Origin of the sequence: Agrobacterium leguminum (genome assembly GCF_015704895.1) — a bacterium.
GTDB lineage: Bacteria > Pseudomonadota > Alphaproteobacteria > Rhizobiales > Rhizobiaceae > Agrobacterium > Agrobacterium leguminum.
In genome coordinates, this window is record NZ_JADQWB010000003.1 from 280235 (window position 1) to 301180 (window position 20946).

Below are 20946 nucleotides of genomic sequence, written 5' to 3' on the forward strand. Positions count from 1 at the left end.
GGAAAAAGCCGTCCCGGCTATAGAAATTCATATGGATACGGATGGAAAGACCCTTCGCCGCGGCTGGACCACGGGCACCTGCGCGGCAGCCGCCACGAAGGCGGCCTGCGCCGCCCTTCTGACCGGCGAGTTTCCTTACCCTGTCGAGGTCGAACTTCCAAGCGGCGCGAGGCCGGCATTTTCCCTCGCCACCGAGGAAAAGGGCGAAAACTTCGCCCGCGCCGGCGTCGTCAAGGATGCCGGAGACGATCCGGACGTTACCCACGGTGCGCTGATCGAAAGCACGGTCAGACGAGGTCAACCGGGAAGCGGCATCATCTTCAAGGCCGGAAAGGGCGTCGGCACCATCACCCGGCCGGGCCTGCCCTTGCCGCCGGGAGAACCCGCCATCAACCCCGTGCCGCGCAAGATGATCGAAACCGCCATTCGCGAAGTGGCCGGAGAAAGCGCCGATTTCGAGGTCGAGATTTCCGTCCGCGACGGCGAGAAACTGGCGGAGAAAACCCTGAACGGCAGGCTCGGCATCGTCGGCGGCATTTCCATCCTCGGCACCACCGGCATCGTTATTCCCTTTTCCTGCTCGGCGTGGATTCACTCCATCTGGCGCGGTATTGATGTGGCGCGTGCCACCGGCTGCACCCATGTGCTTGGCGCCACCGGCAACACCTCCGAAAAAGCCGGGCAGACGCTTTACGATCTGCCGGAAACCGCGCTGATCGACATGGGCGATTTCATCGGCGGTATGCTGAAATATCTGCGCAGCCACCCCGTCGAGCGGGTGACGATTGCCGGCGGCGTCGCGAAGATGACCAAGCTTGCCCAGGGCATGCTCGACGTGCACTCCAAGAAGGGGCTGGCCGATCTCGATGCGCTGGCGGCACTGGCGACGGAAGCCGGAGGAGATGAAAATCTCGCCATTGCGATCCGTCAGGCCAATATGGTCGCGCACGCCTTTGAGTTGGCCGAACACGCGGGGATAGACCTCGGCGCGATCGTGGCGGAAAAAGCCTGGGTAACCGCAGCGGCGGCGCTGAAGACGCCGGCCATTGCGCTCGATATTCTGGTGTTCGATCGTCAGGGCGCGCTCAAGGGTCGCACCGCCTCCACGCCGTCGCATCAGCCTTTCGCATCTTCCTTCGGAGACCGGAACCGCCGGACATAGTCGGTGCTATAAAGCGCGCTTTCGCGAAAATCCGTCGAGGCAAGTCCACGCCCGACGAAGATCAGGGCCGTCCGCTCCACCGGTTCGGCGGCGAGCTTGTCCTCAATGTCGAACAGCGTGCCGCGAATGACCCGCTCATCCGGCCAGGAGGCGCGAACGACAATGGCGACCGGGCAGTCGGAGCCGTAAAGCGGCGTCAGCTCTTCCACCACCTTGCCGATGGCATGAATGGCGAGATGGATGGCAAGCGTCGCGCCCGTCGCACCGAAAGCCTTCAGCGTCTCACCTTCAGGCATCTTGGATGCGCGCCCGGAAATGCGGGTCAGCACAAGGCTCTGCGCCACTTCCGGCACCGTCAGTTCCCGCTGCAAAGTGGCGGCCGCAGCGGCAAAGGAGGGTACGCCGGGCGTGACGGTGTAATCGAGGCCCAGCCGCTCCAGCCGGCGAATCTGTTCGCCCATGGCGCTCCAGACGGAAAGGTCGCCGGAATGCAGCCGCGCCACATCCTTGCCGGCCTTTGCTGCGGCCACAAATTCCGCCTCGATCTCGTCCAGCGAAAGCGCAGCCGTATCGACGATGCGGGCGCCCGGCGGGCAATATTCGATAAGCGCCTTCGGAACCAGCGAGCCGGCATAAAGGCACACCGGGCAGGCGGCGATAAGATCGCGCCCGCGCACCGTAATGAGATCGGTGGCGCCCGGACCGGCGCCGATGAAATGAACCGTCATTGTTGTTCTCCATGTTCTATGGCGCAGCCGCTATCATGTGGGGCATCTTCAGTGGTTGCGATGGCCACAGTGACATTGCCAACCACAAGACGCGGCGCGACCAGCCTTGCATTCTCGCCGGCGGCGGCAAGCGCCGCCGCTTCGCTCACACTTGGCGAGCCGGCATGATCAAGGCTTGCCTGTGAAAATGTCATTGTTTTCGAAGCAACCGCCTCAAGCCGTTCCTGCGATACGATTTCCAGAGACAGCGACAGGCTTTTCGCCGCCTCCACAAGACCGGCTTCATCGGCTTTGAGCGGCGCAGTCGCCAGGCATTCCGCCATCATGCCCAAAGCATGCTCCGCAGCGCGCACGGCGGCAATAATAGCATCTGAACCCGTGCCTCTGCGGCAGCCTATGCCAGCCACTGTCACCATGGCTTGGTCCAGCTCCACTGCGTCACCGGCATTGCCGGACGCCAGCCCGACATGGAACCGACAGCCGTCACCCGCGACACATCCAGACGGATCATCGAGCCGCCGAGCCGCGCATGGGCGGCAAGCAGCACCGCCTCCATTTCCAGCGTCACCGCATTGGCGACCAGCCGCCCACCGGGTTTCAGGGCCTCCATAGCCCCTTCAAGCACGCCCGCTTCACTGCCGCCGCCGCCGATGAAAATAGCATCCGGCTGAGGCAAGCCTTCAAAAGCCGCAGGGGCCGCGCCGATCATGACCTCAAGCCCCGGCACACCGAAAGCTTCGGCATTACGAGCTATACGCTCCGCCCTTTCCGGGTGTTGTTCTATGGCGATTGCTCGGACCGAGTGGTGCGACAGCATCCATTCTATGCCGATCGAACCCGAACCGGCACCGATATCCCACAGCAACTCGCCCCGCCGTGGGGCAAGAGAGGAAAGTGTCACGGCGCGGATTTCACGTTTGGTGATCTGCCCGTCATGTTCGAACAGGCCGTCATCAAGCCCACATGTGAAAGGCAGAACACGGGCCCCCTCGGCCGCGACGACGTCAATCCCCACCACATTCAGCGGCTCGATGTCTTCAAACGAGAAATCAGCCGCCCTGACCTGCCGCCGCCTCTCCCGCTCTCCGCCCAGGGCTTCAAGCAAAACGAACTCCGACCGGCCGAAACCCAAATCGGACAACAATTCCGCGATCAAGGCCGGGGCGTGGGCGTCCGAGGTAAGCGCGATGATGCGTGCACCGGCATGGAGATACGGCCGCAGGAGATCGATGGAACGTCCGTGCAGCGAAATGCAGTCGACCGATTGCAGCGCCCATCCAAGCCGTGCGGCGGCCAATGAGAAAGCGGAAGGCGAGGGATAACAAACTGTCTCACCCGCATCGATACGCCGCAAAAGCGTAACACCGACGCCATAAAAGAACGGATCGCCGGAAGCGAGCACACAAACCCTTTTGCCGCGCAGCGCCACGACATCGCCCATATCCGTATCGAACGGCACCGGCCAGCGCCGTGCTTCACCATGAATGGCTACGGCCGCCAGTTCCAGATGGCGTTTGCCGCCGAAAACCACCTCGGCCGCCTCTATCGCCTCAATCGCGTTCCGGCCCAACCCCTGAAGCCCATCCTCGCCAATGCCCACAATGGAAAGCCACGGCTTCTCTTTCTTTTCTGTGGAAGCATCGCCCGTTCCGGAATATTCAGACGTCATGACACGCTCCATACTCATCCTTGGCGGCACGGCGGATGCCCGTATTCTGGCCGGCAGGCTGGCCGAAGAACCCGGCTATCGAATTCTGCTCTCCATGGCCGGCCGCACGCTCTCGCCGGTCGAACAGCCGGTGCCGATGCGCAGCGGCGGTTTTGGCGGCGCGGGCGGTCTCGCGGATTTCATTCGTACCGAGAATTTCGATATTCTGGTGGACGCCACCCATCCCTATGCGGCGAAGATTTCCGCCAATGCTGTTGAGGCGGCAGGGCTTGCCAAAGTTCCGCTGGTCGTCCTCTCGCGTCCCGCCTGGCAGCATCAGCCGGGTGACAGGTGGCATGATGTCGATAGCGTCGAACAGGCTGTCACCGCGCTCGGCGACGAAAGCAAACATGTATTTCTGGCGCTCGGCCGACAGGAGCTTCTTCCTTTCGAAACCGCGCCCCAGCACAACTATCTCATCCGCAGCGTCGACCCGGTGGAGCCGCCACTGAAACTGCCGCATGCGCGCTACATTACCGCGCGCGGCCCCTTTGCGTTGGACGACGAAATCCGCATGCTGGAAGAAAACCGCATCGAGACGGTGATCTCGAAAAACTCCGGCGGCAGCGCGAGCTATGGCAAGATCGAAGCAGCGCGACGGCTCGGCCTGCCGGTCATCATGATCGACCGGCCGCAACAGCGGAACGACGCGTCGCTGGATGGCGCGACCGTGACGGATATTGCAGCTGCGCTCACCGCCATCCACCATCAGCTCTCTCTTCTCGAAAAACGTGGCGAATAAACCAGCGGGTCTTTGCCAGAGCGCTCGATCAGACGGGTTTCAATCGAACCGACGATGATGCAGGTAGCCATATCCGCCATGTCGCTCGAGGCTTCCGACAGGGGCACGACACGAATACGCTCGTCCGCCCGCCCGGCAGCTCGTCCGAAGATTACCGGCACCGAGGCTGGTAAATGTGCTCGCAACAGATCGAAGGCTGTACCGAGCTGGTGCGGACGCGCTTTGCTGACGGGATTATAGAAAGCCATCACAAAACCTGCTTCCGCCGCCGCGATCAGCCGTTTTTCAATGATGCCCCAGGGTTTCAGATTATCCGACAGCGAAATAACGCAGAAATCATGGCCAAGCGGCGCGCCGGCTCTCGCAGCGACCGCCAGCATGGCAGTCACACCCGGCACGACGGAGAAATCGATATCGCGCCATTCGGAGGGGCCGCTTTCGATCGCCTCGCAAACCGCGGCGGCCATCGCGAAAACGCCGGGATCGCCGCCAGAAACCACACAGACCTTGCCGCCGGAAGCTGCAAGTCGCAGCGCCTGTTCAGCGCGGGAGATTTCCTCACGATTGTCCGAAGCATGGCGGCGTTGATCGGGCCTCAGCGATAGACGGTCGAGATAGGGAATATAGCCGAAGAAATCCTCCGAGGCCTCGACAGCGGCAAGCGCCTCCGGCGTTATCTGCACCGCACTGCCCGGGCCGAGGCCGACAACGACCAGTCTGCCCGTCATGGCTTTTCACCAGCAGAGGGTCTGGTTTTCCAGCCCGGCACCAGAACCAGCGAAAAATAGGGTGCAGGCGATGCATCGCGTTCGATGAGCCGCACCGCTTGGCTGTTGACCATGGTGCCGCGCTCGACATAAAGCGCCTCTTCAAGCTTACCAGCCTTTTCCAGCGCCCGGCGAATCTTCGGCAGGTTGCGTCCTACCTTCATGATCACCGCGCCATCCGTGCCGGACAGACGTTCCGTTAGAACATCTTCGCCGAGCGTACCGGGAAGCACGCTCAAAATATCGTCGCCCTGCACCAGCGGCAGGCCGGCCATGGACCAGCAGCCGGACATGGCCGTGATGCCAGCAACGACTTCCGCCGGGTAAGATGGCGCAAGCCGCAAATGAAGGTGCATATAAGAACCGTAAAACAGCGGATCGCCTTCCGACAGCACGGCGACATTGCGCCCGGCTTCGAGATGCACAGCGATGTCCTTCGCCGACTGATCGAAAAAGGCGGCGATGGCATCACGGTAATCGTTACCGTTTTTGTCGCTTTCGACGGTTACCGGATAGACCAGCGGCATTTCCAGCGTGCCGGGCCGGATGAAGGCTTCGACAATACCGCGACCGTTGCCGCTGCCGCCTTTCTTGCAGAAGAAGGCAAGCACATCGGCGTTTTCAATGGCGCGGACAGCCTTCAGCGTCAGAAGCTCGGGATCTCCGGGGCCAGTGCCGACGCCCACGAGTTTACCCTTCGGATGTTCGAAAAGCGCCGCACTCACAGGCCAGCCCTCGCAACCGCGTTGATGGCGGCAGCCGTCATGGCCGAACCACCCATGCGTCCCTTGACGATGGCATAGGGAATGCCGAGCGAACTTGCCTCCAGCGCGTCTTTCGATTCCGCCGCACCGACAAAGCCAACCGGCATGCCGATGATGGCAGCCGGGCGCGCGGCGCCTTTTTCCAGCATCTCAAGCAAGTAGAACAGTGCAGTCGGCGCATTGCCAATGGCAACGAGCGCGCCGTCCAGCTTCTCTGCCCAAAGATCGAGCGCGGCAGCGGAGCGGGTGTTGCCAATCTTTTTCGCCAGCTCCGGCGTGCGGGGATCGCGAAGGGTGCAGACCACGTCATTGTCAGCCGGAAGGCGCGCGCGCGTCACGCCATGGGCAACCATTTCCGCATCGCAGAGAACAGGCTTGCCGGCTCGTAGAGCACCGCGTGCAGCGGCAACAAAATCCGGCGAAAAGCGGAAATGGCTGGCTGCCTCCACCTGCCCGCAGGCGTGGATCATGCGAATGGCGATATCCGCCTGCTCTTCGGTAAAGGCGGACAAATCCGCCTCCTCGCGAATGACGGCGAAGGAGCGCTCATAGATCGCATTGCCATCGCGAATATAGTCATAGTCGGTCATCGGTCATCCTGTCGAAGCGCCGCACCGATCGCCTGTTTGCCCAGCCGGGCAAACAGGGTGGCGGCGTTTTCCCCGGGCTTATGTTCTTTTTCGTAAAGACGGGCAAGCCGCGAAAGCGCCGTCCTCTGATGCTGGAAAGGTAAAATGCCATCCGGCGCGTCGCCGGCGCGTCCCGAAATCGAAAAGGCCAGACCATCGGCGGCGCCGGAAAAAGTGAGAAGCGACGGCGCGGGGTTTGCGCAACCTTTGCCGCAGCCGGAAATATGCAGCGTGAAGGAGCCATCCAGCAACGAGGCGCATTCCTCAGACGCAAAGGCGGCCAACTCATGGGTGGGAAGAAAAGCCGAAGCGCAGCCCGGCGCGCCGGGACAGGCGGCAATAGAAGAGCGCGCGTCACCTGCCGTCGTGATGAAACCGGACGCCCTTGCAATCTGAAGCAATGCGCCGCAGGCAGATGACGATCCAAAGAATAGCAGGCTATGGTTTGGTGCCGGCCGCAGGGCCGTGATGCCGAGAGCACCGGCCCGTTCGCAGAGATGCGACAAATCGCAGGCCCGGATTTGCCCGAAAGCAGGCGCTACAGCAATGGCGAAGCGATCCTTTCCCGTCATCATCAGTCCCAGAGACGCAGAAGCCGTCCTGGTGTCATCAACAATCACACGATCCAGCAGGCGATCACCGCAGATTGCTTTTATCGTCGAATGGTCCAGATCGCGGCCACGGGCAAGCGGCCCTTCGCCGGCCAGATAGGTGAGCAGCGACAGGACTACACCCGCCGCCGCGTCCGCCTCGACCAATCCCGCACTCAGCGCCCTGCTTTCCGGCCCACCCACGAGTAGCCGCCAGAGGACCCGATCATCCAGAGAGACCGCTTTCAGGCGAATATCGGCCAGCAAATCTTCCATGGAGAGGCGCCCGCCGCCATCAATGACGACAGACATTTTAGCGGCAAGCTTTTCATGGAGAACAAGCCTATCGGCCTCTTTTCGAATCTCCTCGGCGAGAGGGCCACCATCAGCAATCTCCGCGTCATCCCGACCGGCGAGAGGCGAAGTCTCGATCGCGAGCCCCGCACGCAACGGCAAATCCAGCGCCAGAACGTCTTTTTCCAGAGCGCGGGCACTTTCCGGCGTCAGGCCACGAAATTGCAGGCTGCCGCGGGCGGTAATGTCGATCAATCCGTTGCCATGCCGCTCGGCAAGATGGCAAAGCACCACCATGTCGCGCGGGTCGATGTCCGCCTCGAAAGCGATCCGCGACAAAAAACCGTCGCCGGTGCGCATGGGAGCGGACAGGGCCGGGCAGAGGCCACGGCGGCCAAATGGCTGAACGGGATCGGCAACGGCCATCATCACGCCTCCACCCTTTGGGAGCGCGGCAGGACCAGCATTTCAAGTTCCGCATCCACCGCGTTGCGGCGGCTGTGCCACAGCCCGCGACGGCGGGCGGATAAAAAGCGTTCGGCCATCACCTGCGCCGCTTTCGGGTTTTCCCGCAGGATGAAATCGCGCACATCCTCATTGCCGAAATAGGCATCGTAAAGCGCCTCGATCAACGAGGAGGACACCGCATGGGTGGTTTCGGCAAAGCCGATCAACCGGTCCACCGTCTCGAGGAATTCCGCCGCCCCGCGCGGACCGTGCCGCATCTGGCCGGCAATGAAGCGGGGATTGACCGCGCGCGCGCGCACCACCCGCGTCAACGCCTGCGTCATCGACCTTGCACGCGGACGCGCCGGATCTGTCGTATCCAGTGCAACAATATCGGCGACGCCGCCAAGCACAGCTTTCGCGGCGGAAAAGCCACCGATGAAGGCGACATCCGAAGAACCGTCCAGAAGGTCACGGCCCGGATCGTCGCCGGTATGAACAAGAAGATCGGCGCGCCTGACCAGCTCCACAAAACCGGTATCTTCGAAAATCTCCAGCCCGTCCGCACCGCCGAAAGCGTGGCTCGCCGCATCGAGATAGGCCTGCCCCAGCTCCTCGCGTTCGTCCCATTTGCCGCTGGCAAGCTTTTCTTCGATACCGGCACCATAGGTGCCGGGCGCGGAGCCGAAAATGCGCGCCGGAATATGTCCGAGCGTGGCGGCCTCTTCCGCAAGCGGATTGTCGCCCGGCGCTTCCTCCCGCCGCGCAATGGCCTTGGCGGCGGCGTCGAGAAGCGCGATCAGCGCCGGGAACATGTCGCGGAACAGGCCGGAAATGCGAAAGGTGACGTCGACTCGCGGCCGCCCCAGGCTCGCCGGCGGCAGAACCTCGATACCGGTGACCCGGCCGGTAGCGTGGTCGTGGATCGGTCTTGCCCCCATCAGATGCAGCGCCTGCGCCACATCCTCACCGCCATTGCGCAGGCTGGCGCTGCCCCACAGATCGAAAACCAGATGTTTCGGCCAGTCGCCATGGGACTGCAGATGATGGCGCAGCACCTCTTCGCCCGCCATGCGGCCCAACTCGAACGCCGTCGGCGTCGGCATGGTGCGCGGATCGGCGGCATAGAGATTGCGGCCCGTGGGCAGCACGTCGAGCCGCCCGCGCGCAGGTGCGCCGGAAGGGCCGGGGACGATATGCCGGCCATCGAGCGCGGCCAGCAGTGCAGCTTTTTCCGATTTGGCGCTTTCAAGCCTCAGAAGGTCGGTCTCGTCTTTTACACAGCGGCCAAAAACATGCTGGCCATCCTTGATGGCGAAATCCTTGAGGTCGCAGAGAAAGGCGTCGATGCGTGAGAGGGCCGCATCGGCATCATCCTTCGCAGCCACGCCCGCTTCCGCCGCAAGCCCGGTCTCCAACGCCTTTTCGACGATCAGTTTCGCCAGCCGGTCACGCCGGCGGCGATCCAGCCCATCCGCCTGCGCATATTCATCGACCAGCTGCTCCAGCGCCGACTGTTCCGGCGAAAGCCCGGCATTGACCAGCACCGGCGGGACATGGCCGATGGTCACAGCCGCGATCCGTCGCTTGGCGACGGCCGCCTCGCCCGGATTGGAAACGATGAAAGGATAGACTACAGGCAGCGAGCCGGTGACGATTTCGGGAAAACAATTGCGGGAAAGCGCCACCGTCTTGCCCGGCAGCCATTCCAGTGTGCCGTGCGCGCCAACATGCACGATGGCATGTGCGCCCGCAATCCGCTGCATCCATGCACCGAAGGCAACAAGCGCGTGGCGCGGCGGCAGGGCAGGGTCGTGGTAGTCCACCCGGCGATCCTCATTGCGGCCCCTGTCCGGCGCTAGCACCACGAACACTTCGCCGAAACGGGCAGCGCGGAACCGGAATGCGCCATCGACGAGTGCATCGTCATAGGTTGCCACGCCCCATGTCGCGTTTACGGACCCGGCAGATGCCGGCGGCAAGGTGGAGAAAAAAGCCTCGTAGGTGGAAAGATCAATTGCCGCTTCCTGTTGCTCGACGCAGTCGAGCAACGCCCGCGCGGTCTTAGGAATATCCTTGACCGTATAACCGGCCCCGGCAAGATCGCGCATCATTTCGAGAACGCTTTGCGGCACATCGAGACCGACGGCATAACCGGTTCGCCCGGGCGCCGCACCGGGATAATCCGGCATCAGAATGACGATGCGGCGATCCCGTGGAAGGGCATTCCTCAGCCGCAGGAAAGCGGCGATGCGATTTGCCACCTGCTCGACGCGATCGGCCTCGGGTACATTGAGCAAACTCGCGCCGCCATCCACGCGCGCCTGTTTGAACGAGATCGCACCGGCGAGAATCCGGCCATCCAGTTCCGGCAGGACGACATGCATGGCAAGATCGGAGGGATTGAGACCGCGCGCATTTTCCGCCCATCCGTCCCGCCGCGTCGTCGCCATCACCACCTGAAACACCGGTACACCGAGACGGTCGAACAGGGTTGTGCCGTCGTCATCCGTCTGGCTGGCGAAGGCGGTGGCGGCAATGATGGCGGCGGGCTTCAGATCGGGCAGCGCCGCTTCGAGGAAACGGATCGCCTCGCCATCCTTCAGACCGCTGACAAAAATCGGCAAGGGTGCAAAACCGCGCCGCGAGAGCGCCTCGAAAAGCGCATCCACCGGTGCGGCATCTGCCGCCAGAAGCATGGAACGGTAAAAGAGGATGGGCAGAAGGGACGCACCGTCGGGAAAACCCGCGCAGGCTTCCGCCCTACCCACAACGCCCCTGCCGGGCCGGTAAAAACCGGCTTTCGGCAGCGGTTCGGCTTCGATATTCGGCCATGCCTCGCCCCTTGCAAGAGCGGCGAGACCAAGGGCAAGCCGGTCCATATTCTCCTGCCCGCCCTCGCGAAAGAAGGAGAGGACCGAGGCCAAAATCCGCCGATCGACGGTCGAGGCCGCTTCCAGTTTCTCGTCCCTTTCGCTGCACTCACCCGGCAAAAGCATAAGCTTGATGCCGCGCCTGCGCGCAAGAATGGAAAGCTGATCGACACCGTAACGCCAGCGTTCCGCACCGCCGAGAATCCGGATAAGAATAACCTTGGCATGTTCCGCCGTCTTTTCGATCCAGAGATCGACCGACATGGGATGTCGAAGCTCGGAGAGGCTGGCGGCTGACAGGGAGGGGAGCACACCCTCTGTTCGCCGCCAGGCCTGTTCCAAGCCGGCCAGATCGCTTGCCGAAAACGACAGCATCACCACATCCGACCGGGGCTGGTTGAGATCAACCGGCTCGATCAGGTCGTCCAGAGACGAGGATGTGGTAGCGAGGATGTGCATCGTCAGGCGGCCAGCATCTGTTCGATCTTTTCGCGGTTGATACCCTTTTCGCCGATGACGACGAGGCGGCTGCGGCGTTCCTCACCTGCAGCCCAGGGCCGGTCGTAATAATGGTTGACGCGGCTGCCCACAGCCTGCACCTGCAGGCGCATCGGCTTTGCGGAAACCTCGATGAAGCCCTTGATGCGCAGGACATTTTCCGCAGCCGCCGTCTCGGCGATACGGGCTGCCAGCGCTTCCGGATCGGTCACGGCCGGCAGATCGATGACGAAACTGTCGAAATCGTCATGCTCGTGGTCGAGTTCGCCATCATGGTGGGTACGGCGGTTTTCGATATCCTCTTCCACCGCAAGGCCAAGACCGATCAGCACGGCGGGGTCGATGGCGCCATTGGAGGCCACGACGATCTTTGCCGCCTTCGGCAGATGTTCGAGAACATGCGTCTTGGCCCTGTCCAGGCCGGCATCGTCAAGAAGATCGGCCTTGGTCAGCACGATAAGATCGGCGCAGGCGACCTGATCCTCGAAAACCTCTTCGACCGGGTCATCGTGATCGAGCGCCTCGTCATTGGCCCGTTGGGCCGCGAGTGCTTCCATGTCGTGCGCCACCTGCCCTTCGGCAAGGGCAGCGCCATCCACCACGGCCACGACGGCATCCACCGTCACGCGGCTCTTGATCGCCGGCCACTGGAAGGCCTGCACCAGCGGCTTCGGCAGGGCGAGGCCCGAGGTTTCGATGAGGATATGCTCCACCTTCGGCTGGCGGCTCAGAATCTGTTCGATGGCGGGCTGGAAATCATCCGCCACCGTGCAGCAGATGCAGCCATTGGCCAGTTCGACGATGTTTTCTTCCGGGCAGCTTTCAATACCGCAACCTTTGAGAATCTCGCCATCGATGCCGATATCGCCGAATTCGTTGACGATGATCGCCAGCCGCTTGCCGTCCAGCTTTTCGAGAAGGCCGCGCAGCAGCGTGGTTTTGCCAGCCCCCAGAAAGCCGGTGACGATGGTGCAGGGAACGCGGTCCAGAAGGGTGCTCATGATCTCTCCTCGGTAAAATCGAATGGGGGAATGCGCGCCACCATGCCGCGCTTTAAGGGTTCGGGGCGGCCGCGCCAGGGCATCAGGCCGTCGGGGGCGGCAGCCAGCAGCCGCGCACCGGTCAGCAAATCTTCCGCATCACCGGTCGTCAGCCCGCCGAAGACATAGGACCAGCCATTGGCGCTGCGCAGCACGGCGCTAAGCCCGCGCTTGCAATTGGCGAGGCAGTTGACGGAACGGACGGTGACACCCGTTTCCTCCGCCTTTGCGATGACGGCATCGGCGAGACGCGAGCCGGGGCGCGGTTCGGCATTGGGGTCGGCTTCATCGCGACAGCTTCTGCAAACGAAGACGGTCACGCCGGACGCCGTTTCGTCCTGCGTGTTTCCGCCTGCACATGAAGATGTCGCTGAAATATCCAAACCGTATCGTTTCCCGCGCCTTGCAAAAAAATCTCGGGGGTGCGGATGTCGAATACGGCATGCGGGCAGGCGCAAACCGGATGTTCGATCTAACCGACTGACCGGAGCACCCCGCCCGGCAGACGTTTTTCCTGAAACGGCAGGTCTCCTGGCTCGCGGCTTTACACCCTGACACCGCCTTCCCGAACCCGTTGAGGTGTCCAGTGGCTTTACGGTGCGGGCTTACCGCTTACAGTTGCGGGGGCAGCCACGGAATGACCCGGTAATCGGGTTGGAACCGTGTTCCCTCTTAGCTTTTCCCGTTGCCGGGAAAAGACCGTCAGTCCGTTACCCTTAGGCTGAACGGGCGTGAGGGTCAATGCCGCGGCCCTGTGGCCCGCACATTGCCGGGTGCGGCAAATTGGGTATAGTCGCCGCTCCGAATGGCGGGGGCACCGGGTCCCGCGCCGCTGGATGAAAAGGAAAACGCGATGACACGCGACATCAGCGACAGCGAAGCCGAACGTCACCGGCAGAAAATGGTCAACCGCAAGACGGTGCAGGACGCCGAGGTTGCGGAAAAGACCATCGAAAAAGGTCTGCTGATGATCAATACCGGCCCCGGCAAGGGCAAATCCACCGCCGCTTTCGGTCTTGCCCTGCGCATGCTCGGCACCGGGCGGCGGGTGGGCGTCGTTCAATTCATCAAGGGCGCATGGTCGACGGGAGAACAGCAGGCGCTGACTTTGTTCGGCGACAAGGTCGTGTGGCGCACCATGGGCGAAGGGTTCACCTGGGACACACAGGATTTGAAACGCGACGTCGCAGCGGCGGCAAAGGCCTGGGAAGAAGCCAAGGTCCTGATGGCGGATGAGACCATCGGCCTGCTGATCCTCGATGAGCTGAACATCGCGCTCCGTTACGATTACCTGCCGCTGGAAGAGGTGGTCGAAACGCTTTCCAGCCGAAGGCCCGATCTGCATGTCATCGTTACCGGCCGCAACGCCAAGCAACCGCTCATCGACGCGGCCGATATGGTGACGGAAATGACCCTCGTGAAACATCACTTCAAGGCGGGCGTGAAGGCGCAGGCGGGGATAGAATTCTGATATGGCTGCGCGCGTGCTGATGTTTCAGGGAACCGGCTCGGATGTCGGCAAATCGCTGATGGTGGCCGGCCTTGCCCGCGCCTTCGTCAGGCGCGGCCTGTCCGTCATGCCGTTCAAACCGCAGAACATGTCGAACAATGCGGCGGTCACCGCCGATGGCGGCGAGATTGGTCGTGCGCAGGCGCTGCAGGCACGGGCGGCGGGCGTGCCGCTTTCCGTGCACATGAACCCGGTGCTTCTGAAGCCGCAGAGCGAGACCGGCGCACAGGTGGTGGTGCAGGGCAAGATCGCCGGCAATGCCAAAGCGGCCGATTATCAGCACATGAAGGCCGGGCTGATGCCGCGCGTGCTCGAAAGCTTCGACCGCCTGAAACAACAGGCGGATCTGGTGCTGGTGGAAGGCGCAGGCAGCGCCTCCGAAATCAACCTGCGTGCCAATGATATCGCCAATATGGGTTTTGCCAGAGCTGCGGACGCGCCTGTGATCCTGATCGGCGATATCGACCGGGGCGGCGTCATCGCCAGCCTCGTCGGCACGAAAGCCGTGCTCGAAGTTGAAGACGCGGCGATGATCGAAGGTTTCATCGTCAATCGGTTTCGCGGCGATCCGGCCCTGTTTTCGGACGGCATGCGGATAATTGCGGAAAAGACCGGCTGGGCCTCCATCGGGCTCCTGCCGCATTTTGCCGACGCCGCGAAGCTGCCGGCTGAAGATGCTCTCGGGCTTTCCGGCCCGGCTGAACGGAAACCTGACGCGAAGATCCGCATTGCCGTGCCGATCCTGCCGCATATTTCCAATTTCGACGATCTCGATCCGCTGGATATGGAACCGGATGTCGAACTGATCCGCGTGCGGCCGGGTGAAACCATTCCCACCGATTGCCGGCTGGTACTGCTTTGCGGCTCGAAAGCCACCATCGCCGATCTTGCCGTTTTGAAAAATACGGGGCTCGACATCGATATCAAGGCGCATGTGAGACGCGGCGGCCATGTTCTGGGCCTCTGCGGCGGATACCAGATGCTTGGGAAAACCGTTGCCGATCCCGAAGGCATTGAAGGACCGCCGGCAACAGTCGACGGGCTCGGCCTGCTGGATGTCGACACTGTTCTGACCGGCGACAAAAGGCTTGTTTCCGTTATAGGGAAAAGTTTCGACGGAATTTATTTATCCGGCTATGAAATGCATGTCGGTGAAACCACGAGCGGAACCGACAGCTTACCGTTTTCGAAAATCGATGGGCATGAAGACGGCGCTGTGTCGCCTGACGGCCACATCTTCGGCACCTATATTCACGGCCTGTTTTCGGACGACCGCCAACGCGGCGCGTGGCTTGAGCGGCTTGGCGGACAGAACACGGAACTGAACTACGATGCGCAGGTGGACGCCGTTCTTGATCGCCTCGCGGCGCATATGGAACAGCACCTCGATCTCGACCGTCTGCTTGCTATAGCGCGATAAGGATCGCCAGAAGTCCGAACAGGCCGATCAACAACAGGTCGGCAACCCGCGCAAGCCGCAGCGCCCTGCGAATATCGCCGGCGACCAGCGCCGCCCTGCCGCCTTCGCCCATGAAACGCGCCTCGATCATCTGCCCGCCATAGGAGCGCGGCCCTGCGAGCGCAAAGCCGAGAGCGCCGGCCAGCGCCGCCTCCGGCCAGCCGGCATTGGGGGAGCGGTGATGATGGGCATCGCGACGTATCGCGGCAATAGCCCCGCCGGGTGATGCGCCCTTAACAAAAAACGCCGCGACCACGAAAAGAACGCCGCTCAGCCGCGAGGCCGGTAGATTGACCAGATCGTCCAGCCGGGCGGAGGCCCAGCCGAAGGCCTCATGGCGGGGTGAGCGATGGCCGATCATGCTGTCGGCCGTATTGATCGCCTTGTAAGCCGCGCCGCCCGGCAGGCCCAGGAGACCGAGCCAGAAGGCAGGTGCGACAATGCCGTCGGAAAAATTCTCGGCCAGACTTTCGATCGCCGCCCGGCAGATCGCCGCCTCGTCCAGCTTTTGCGGATCGCGCCCGACGATCATCGATACCGCTTTGCGGCCGCCTTCTACACCCTTGCGCTCCAGCGCAGTGGCGACAGCCTCCACATGCTGCTCGAGACTTTTCTGCGCCGGAAGCGAAGCGCCAAGTACGGCGACCAACAAAAGGCCGAAGGGCATGAAGAGGAGAACGGATTGCGCTAACCATGCAACAAGCAGCGTCAGCCCAACGAAAACGAGGAGAGCCGCCACGCCTGCCCCCCTGCGCTGTGAAAATGACGCGCTCTCCCGGTTCCATTTTTTGTCCAGCAGCGCGATAAGCGAACCGATCCAGGTGACGGGATGGCCGATGCGTTTGAACAGCCAGTCCGGATAGCCGGTCAGGCGTTCGATCACGAGCGACAGGAAAGCGAGAGCAAAAAACATGGGCGAGACAGTACCAGAAAAGGCGAAAGCTGCGATCCGTCATGGCGGCAATCTCGGCAGGGCGCGTCTGATGTTTCCTGAAGCGCCGGAACCATGGATCGACCTTTCGACCGGGATCAATCCGCACTCCTACCCGCATTCGCCGATCCCCGCCAGCGCATTCGCGCGCCTGCCGGAACCAGACGCCGCCGAAGAATTGAGACATCTGGCCGCAGCGCATTTCGATGCGCCTTCCGCACGGCATGTCGCGCTTTCCCCCGGCACCCAGATGCTGATGCCATTGCTGGCGCAGATCGCTATCGCCCGCGGGGCCAAGAGCGGCGCCGTACTTTCACCCGCCTATGCGGAACATGCCCGAACCGCGCGCATGGCCGGACTGGCTGTGACCGGAGTGGAAAACATCAGCGACCTGTCGGCTCACGATTATGCGGTCGTGGTCAATCCCAATAATCCCGATGGCCGCATCACGGATCGCGCCGCATTGTTGTCGCTGGCCGACGCCATGCGCCGCAAGGGGGGGCTGCTCGTCGTGGACGAAGCCTTCATCGAAACAGGAGGTGCCGAAAGCCTCGCAGATGCCGCCGGTCAGGATGCGCTGGTGGTCCTGCGCTCCTTCGGCAAATTTTACGGCATGGCGGGCGTTCGGCTGGGTTTCGCGATTGCGCAGCTCGATATTGCTGCCGACCTGGAGGCAAGGCTCGGCCCCTGGGCGGTTTCCGGCCCGGCGCTGCATATCGCGATGCAGGCTCTGGCGGATGGGGAATGGCAATCATCCATGCGTCTGCACCTTGCCGAAGATGCCCGGCGCATGAATGCCATGCTGGAGAAAGCGGGGCTGGCAATTGCCGGCGGCACCTCGCTGTTTACTCTGGTGCGGGATCCCCGCACCGCAGACCTGTTCAGCCATCTTGGCCGACACGGCATTCTGGTCCGCATTTTTGATGAAAGGCCGAACGATATGCGTTTCGGCCTTCCCGGTAGCGAAACGGAGTGGCAGCGCCTCAAGGAGGCGCTGTCATCCTTTGACTATTCCTCGAAAGTGTAGGTCTCAATCGACTCCGGCTTCATTTCGATGGAGAAGCCCGGCAGTTTCGGCGGCATGTAAGCGGCATTTCTGATATCGCAGGGCTCGATGAAATGCTCGTGCAGGTGGTCGACATATTCGATCACGCGGCCTTCCTTCGTGCCTGAGACGACCAGATAGTCGATCATCGACAGATGCTGTACATATTCGCAAAGGCCGACGCCGCCGGCATGCGGCCAGACCGGCAGATTGTATTTGGCGGCGATCAGCAGCACCGCCAGCACCTCGTTCAAACCACCCATGCGGCAGCTGTCGATCTGCACCACATCGATGGCGCCCTCGGCGATGAACTGCTTGAACATGATGCGGTTCTGGCACATTTCACCGGTCGCCACCTTAACCGACCCGATGGCCGCACGAATCTTGCGATGACCGGCAATATCGTCCGGGCTCGTCGGCTCCTCGATGAAGAATGGCTTGGCGAAGGCGAGCTTCTTCACCCAGTCAATCGCCTGATCCACTTCCCATACCTGGTTGGCGTCGATCATGAGGTAACGGTCGGGACCGATCACCTCACGGGCAATGGTGAGACGGCGGATGTCGTCTTCCAGATCGCGGCCGACCTTCATCTTCACATGGTTGAATCCGGCATCGATGGCTTCCTGGCAAAGGCGACGCAGCTTGGCGTCGTCATAACCGAGCCAGCCGGCCGAGGTCGTGTAGCAGGCATAACCTTCGCTCTTCAGCGTCTCGATACGTTCCTTCTTGCCGCTTTCGGCTCTTTTGAGGATCGCAAGCGCCTCGTCACGGGTCAGCACGTCGGTCAAATAACGATAGTCGACGATATCGGCGATTTCTTCCGGGCTCATATCGGCAACGAGCTGCCAGACCGGCTTGCCCGCCTTCTTGGCCAGCAAATCCCATACGGCATTGACGACGGCGCCGGTGGCGAGATGCATCGCGCCCTTGTCCGGACCGATCCAGCGCAGCTGGCTGTCGCTGGTCAGATGCCGCCAATATTTGCCGGGGTTCTCGGTGACGGTGGCAAGATCGGTGCCGACGACCAAATGACGCATCGCTTCGATGGCCATGCAGCAGATATCGTTACCGCGGCCGATGGTGAAGGTCAGCCCGTGGCCTTTGAGACCCGCCTCATCGGTATCGAGAATGACGTAAGCCGCCGAATAATCCGGGTCGGGGTTCATCGCATCCGAACCGTCGAGGCTCTGGGACGTCGGAAAACGCAGGTCGAAAACACGCAGATCAGTAATTTTGGTCATGGCCGTTCACTCGCGGTCAGTGTCAAAGGAAATCGTTCAATCGTGGTGGAAGGTTTCTTCCATCATTGCCCACCACTCGCCTTCCTTCCGGCTTTCGAGCGGTTGCTGGCAGGGAATGGTGAAGGACCACCATTCCCGGTTCTTGGGGCTTGCGGCCATCTTCGCCATGTCGGCGCTGATATCGCTGCCGTGATATTCCCAATAGCCGAAGAGCAGATTTTCCGGCTCGCGCAGGAAGATCGTGTAGTTGCGGATATTGCAGTCGCTGATAAGCGCCAGAATTTCAGGCCACACGGCCGCATGCAGCCTTTTGTACTCCGCGATCATCTCCGGTTTGACGCCTATGACCATGCCCATGCGCTGCATGAAAAACTCCGTTATTGCTTGATGGTGGCGAGCGCAGCGCGCAGCTTTGTCTGCGGCAGGTCCAAACCCAGCCGTTCTGCCGCGGCAATGACCGGGACAAAGCGGCGGCGCTTCTTTTCATCGTGGTTGCCGGCGATATCGGAGAGCCGATGCGCGAGAAAGGGATTGCGCAAACGTTCCCGCAGCACGCCAATATAGGCCTGCGCATCGTCCCCCATGCCTTCAGCGGCAAAGACCGGCAGAACCTCGTCCCACCAGAGCGTCTCAATATCCGCAACGAGAGCATCGTCGGCCATTGCCTGACGCACCGTCTCGTCCTTCGCGCGCGCATCCTGCAACCAGCGTTCCGCCAGATAGGAATGGCCGAGATTGAGCAGGAAAAGCTTCAGCTTTTCATAGTGATCGAGATCGTCCGTCAGCACCACGGCAGGGTGCGTGCAGGGAAGGACAAGCCCGTCCTGCTTCTCTATAGCCCAGAGTGCATAGGGCTCCGCCACCGCACCCACCGGGTCGATAGGCTCGGAGACGATGCGATCCACCAGACTATTGGCGAAACGGCACTTCTCATTCAGATAAAAGGCAAAACCCGCCGGCAATTGCCATTCATCGGCAAGCCGGCGAATGACCTGTTTCAGCTTTTCGCCATTGCGCGGCACGAGCTCGCAGGGGAAGATGGAGACAGGTGCTTCCGGATTGCGCTGAAAACGCTCCAGCAGCAGCATGCAGAGTTTTGCCGGAAAGCTTTTCGGTACGACCGTGAAATCGCCAGCAAGCCCAGCATTATCCGCCGAATCCAGCTCATAACCGCGGTCGCCCGTATTGGACAGAATGACGTCGGCCTCGCAGGCAAGGCGGCGCACTTCGGCCCAGTCGGTCGCAGCCGTCAATGCCCGCGCGACAGCCCCGCCCTGAATTTCCTCATCCACTTCCTGCCCATCACGGATGCCGCGAATACGCACGGGGTAGGGTCCCCCGCCGTTCAGTGCCGCAACACGCTTCAGGCTCTCCGCATTGCCGGTCGTCTGGACAATCGCGATGCGCCCGAGAGCCTCGCCCTTGTCCAGCGCCTGCGAAACAAAGAGATCCGCATGCGCCAGAAGAAAGCGGCTGGTGCCGAATTGCAGGATGGGCGTATCGGGCGTCATGCGACCTCCACCATGCCCTTGATAACGCCGGCCTTCGGATCGGTCAGGCCGGCGAATCTGGAGGGCACATCGGCAAGCGTCATGCGATGGGTGATCAATGCTTCCGGTACCTTGCCTTCCCGCAGCGCCTGCAGGACGCGCTCGAAATCCTGGGGCGTGGCATTGCGGCTGCCGAGCAGCGTCGTCTCCCGCTTGTGGAACTCCGGGTCGTTGAAGCTGATATCGCTGGCGACGATGGAGACCAGCACATAGGAACCGCCATGGCCGACAAAGGAAAAGCCGCGCTCCATGGCTTTCGGATTGCCGGTCGCATCGAAGACCGCATCGAAGAAATCGCCGCCGGTAATGTCGGAGAGGCGATCCCCGTCGCCCTCGCCGAGTGTCACCGTGTGTGCGACCCCGAGATGCTCCCTGCAGAAATTCAGCCGGTCGGTGCGCCCATCAATCATGGTCACTTCACCGCCATCGAGAACCGCGAAAACCGCAACCGCCATGCCAATCGGGCCGGCGCCGACGATCAGAACCTTCTGCCCCTTCTCGACTGCGCCACGGCGCACCGCATGCGCACCGATAGCCAGAAATTCGGTCATCGCCGCCTGATCGAGGCTCAACCCCTCCGCCTTCAGCACGAATTGCTGCGGCACGCTCAGATATTCGACCATGCCGCCATCGCGATGAACGCCCAGCACACCGATATTGCGGCAGCAATTGCTTTTGCCCTTCAGGCAGGCGCTGCATTTGCCGCACGAGATATAGGGAATGACGGTGACCACATCGCCGGCGGACAGATGGCTGCCTTGCGGCGCCTCTTCCACCGTGCCGGAAAGCTCATGGCCCATGATACGCGGATAGGAAAGATAAGGCTGGTTGCCGGTGAAGATGTGCAGGTCCGTGCCGCAAACCCCGATGCGGCGAATACGCACCAGCACTTCACCTTCGCCACGCGCTGGCTTTGGCAGTTCCTTGGAGACGAGTTGACCTGGGGTTTCGCAGAAAATCGCCAGCAT

General features: G+C 61.9%; 20 protein-coding genes and 1 riboswitch. Of the genes, 5 read left to right on the top strand and 15 right to left on the bottom strand.

The window, feature by feature from the left end; translation table 11 throughout:
* The first annotated feature begins 31 nt into the window (after window positions 1-31).
* Window positions 32-1162 (top strand): cobalt-precorrin-5B (C(1))-methyltransferase, encoded by a 1131-nt coding sequence (locus I3J13_RS06995; protein WP_196378367.1) that lies wholly within the window; start codon window positions 32-34, stop codon window positions 1160-1162.
* Here I3J13_RS06995 and cobM read toward each other — a convergent pair.
* The 3 genes from cobM to cbiE are packed head-to-tail and all read right to left on the bottom strand — an operon-like array spanning window position 1117 to window position 3559.
* Window positions 1117-1890: a precorrin-4 C(11)-methyltransferase gene (cobM, locus tag I3J13_RS07000; RefSeq protein ID WP_196378368.1), complete on the bottom strand. Its 774-nt coding sequence runs from the start codon at window positions 1888-1890 to the stop codon at window positions 1117-1119. The two genes, I3J13_RS06995 and cobM, sit on opposite strands and share 46 nt — an antisense overlap.
* Entirely contained in the window at window positions 1887-2306 is a 420-nt protein-coding gene (locus I3J13_RS07005; RefSeq protein ID WP_196378369.1) for a cobalamin biosynthesis protein, read from the bottom strand. Before I3J13_RS07005 ends, cobM begins: the two co-directional genes overlap by 4 nt.
* A complete protein-coding gene (cbiE, locus tag I3J13_RS07010) occupies window positions 2300-3559 on the bottom strand; it encodes a precorrin-6y C5,15-methyltransferase (decarboxylating) subunit CbiE (RefSeq protein ID WP_196378370.1) in 1260 nt (419 codons plus the stop codon). Before cbiE ends, I3J13_RS07005 begins: the two co-directional genes overlap by 7 nt.
* On the opposite strand from cbiE, the gene I3J13_RS07015 reads away from it, so the two are divergent.
* Window positions 3558-4340 carry a cobalt-precorrin-6A reductase gene (locus tag I3J13_RS07015; protein WP_196378371.1) on the top strand — a complete coding sequence of 261 codons (783 nt, stop codon included), beginning with the start codon at window positions 3558-3560 and terminating at the stop codon, window positions 4338-4340. The genes cbiE and I3J13_RS07015 overlap by 2 nt on opposite strands.
* On the opposite strand, the gene I3J13_RS07020 is transcribed toward I3J13_RS07015, so the two are convergent.
* From I3J13_RS07020 to I3J13_RS07050, 7 genes are read right to left on the bottom strand one after another with little or no spacing between them, the layout of a single operon-like run.
* The gene (locus I3J13_RS07020; protein WP_196378372.1) at window positions 4307-5068 is read right to left on the bottom strand and encodes a precorrin-3B C(17)-methyltransferase; all 762 of its coding nucleotides are present in this window, start codon (window positions 5066-5068) and stop codon (window positions 4307-4309) included. The two genes, I3J13_RS07015 and I3J13_RS07020, sit on opposite strands and share 34 nt — an antisense overlap.
* The gene (locus I3J13_RS07025) at window positions 5065-5832 is read right to left on the bottom strand and encodes a precorrin-2 C(20)-methyltransferase (protein ID WP_059759752.1); all 768 of its coding nucleotides are present in this window, start codon (window positions 5830-5832) and stop codon (window positions 5065-5067) included. The genes I3J13_RS07020 and I3J13_RS07025 overlap by 4 nt, the downstream gene beginning before the upstream one ends.
* Complete coding sequence (locus tag I3J13_RS07030) at window positions 5829-6461, bottom strand: precorrin-8X methylmutase (RefSeq protein ID WP_196378373.1); 633 nt, start codon at window positions 6459-6461, stop codon at window positions 5829-5831. Before I3J13_RS07030 ends, I3J13_RS07025 begins: the two co-directional genes overlap by 4 nt.
* The gene (cobG, locus tag I3J13_RS07035) at window positions 6458-7813 is read right to left on the bottom strand and encodes a precorrin-3B synthase (RefSeq protein WP_196378374.1); all 1356 of its coding nucleotides are present in this window, start codon (window positions 7811-7813) and stop codon (window positions 6458-6460) included. Before cobG ends, I3J13_RS07030 begins: the two co-directional genes overlap by 4 nt.
* Window positions 7813-11163 (bottom strand): cobaltochelatase subunit CobN, encoded by a 3351-nt coding sequence (gene cobN, locus I3J13_RS07040; protein ID WP_196378375.1) that lies wholly within the window; start codon window positions 11161-11163, stop codon window positions 7813-7815. The genes cobG and cobN overlap by 1 nt, the downstream gene beginning before the upstream one ends.
* A gap of 2 nt (window positions 11164-11165) precedes the next feature.
* The gene (gene cobW / locus I3J13_RS07045; RefSeq protein ID WP_196378376.1) at window positions 11166-12203 is read right to left on the bottom strand and encodes a cobalamin biosynthesis protein CobW; all 1038 of its coding nucleotides are present in this window, start codon (window positions 12201-12203) and stop codon (window positions 11166-11168) included.
* Window positions 12200-12625 (bottom strand): DUF1636 family protein, encoded by a 426-nt coding sequence (locus tag I3J13_RS07050; RefSeq protein ID WP_065656847.1) that lies wholly within the window; start codon window positions 12623-12625, stop codon window positions 12200-12202. Before I3J13_RS07050 ends, cobW begins: the two co-directional genes overlap by 4 nt.
* Before the next feature lie 121 nt (window positions 12626-12746).
* A riboswitch (cobalamin riboswitch) is annotated at window positions 12747-12961 on the bottom strand.
* 134 nt (window positions 12962-13095) lie between these two features.
* Here I3J13_RS07050 and cobO point away from each other — a divergent pair.
* Both cobO and I3J13_RS07060 read left to right on the top strand, forming a co-directional pair.
* Window positions 13096-13713: a cob(I)yrinic acid a,c-diamide adenosyltransferase gene (gene cobO, locus I3J13_RS07055; protein ID WP_196378377.1), complete on the top strand. Its 618-nt coding sequence runs from the start codon at window positions 13096-13098 to the stop codon at window positions 13711-13713.
* 1 nt (window position 13714) lies between these two features.
* Complete coding sequence (locus I3J13_RS07060) at window positions 13715-15172, top strand: cobyric acid synthase (protein WP_196378378.1); 1458 nt, start codon at window positions 13715-13717, stop codon at window positions 15170-15172.
* Here the strand turns inward: I3J13_RS07060 and cbiB are convergent.
* The gene (cbiB, locus tag I3J13_RS07065; RefSeq protein ID WP_196378379.1) at window positions 15159-16124 is read right to left on the bottom strand and encodes an adenosylcobinamide-phosphate synthase CbiB; all 966 of its coding nucleotides are present in this window, start codon (window positions 16122-16124) and stop codon (window positions 15159-15161) included. The genes I3J13_RS07060 and cbiB overlap by 14 nt on opposite strands.
* Here cbiB and cobD point away from each other — a divergent pair.
* Window positions 16123-17169, top strand: coding sequence for a threonine-phosphate decarboxylase CobD (gene cobD / locus I3J13_RS07070; protein ID WP_196378380.1), 1047 nt, complete (start codon window positions 16123-16125; stop codon window positions 17167-17169). The genes cbiB and cobD overlap by 2 nt on opposite strands.
* On the opposite strand, the gene I3J13_RS07075 is transcribed toward cobD, so the two are convergent.
* Genes I3J13_RS07075 through I3J13_RS07090 form a run of 4 tightly spaced genes read right to left on the bottom strand, consistent with a single transcriptional unit; the run spans window position 17151 to window position 20946 of the window.
* Window positions 17151-18428 carry an L-fuconate dehydratase gene (locus I3J13_RS07075; protein WP_196378381.1) on the bottom strand — a complete coding sequence of 426 codons (1278 nt, stop codon included), beginning with the start codon at window positions 18426-18428 and terminating at the stop codon, window positions 17151-17153. The two genes, cobD and I3J13_RS07075, sit on opposite strands and share 19 nt — an antisense overlap.
* Before the next feature lie 36 nt (window positions 18429-18464).
* Window positions 18465-18794 (bottom strand): L-rhamnose mutarotase, encoded by a 330-nt coding sequence (locus I3J13_RS07080; protein WP_196378382.1) that lies wholly within the window; start codon window positions 18792-18794, stop codon window positions 18465-18467.
* 11 nt (window positions 18795-18805) lie between these two features.
* The gene (locus I3J13_RS07085) at window positions 18806-19939 is read right to left on the bottom strand and encodes a mannitol dehydrogenase family protein (RefSeq protein ID WP_196378383.1); all 1134 of its coding nucleotides are present in this window, start codon (window positions 19937-19939) and stop codon (window positions 18806-18808) included.
* Window positions 19936-20946 (bottom strand): zinc-binding alcohol dehydrogenase family protein, encoded by a 1011-nt coding sequence (locus I3J13_RS07090; protein ID WP_196378384.1) that lies wholly within the window; start codon window positions 20944-20946, stop codon window positions 19936-19938. Before I3J13_RS07090 ends, I3J13_RS07085 begins: the two co-directional genes overlap by 4 nt.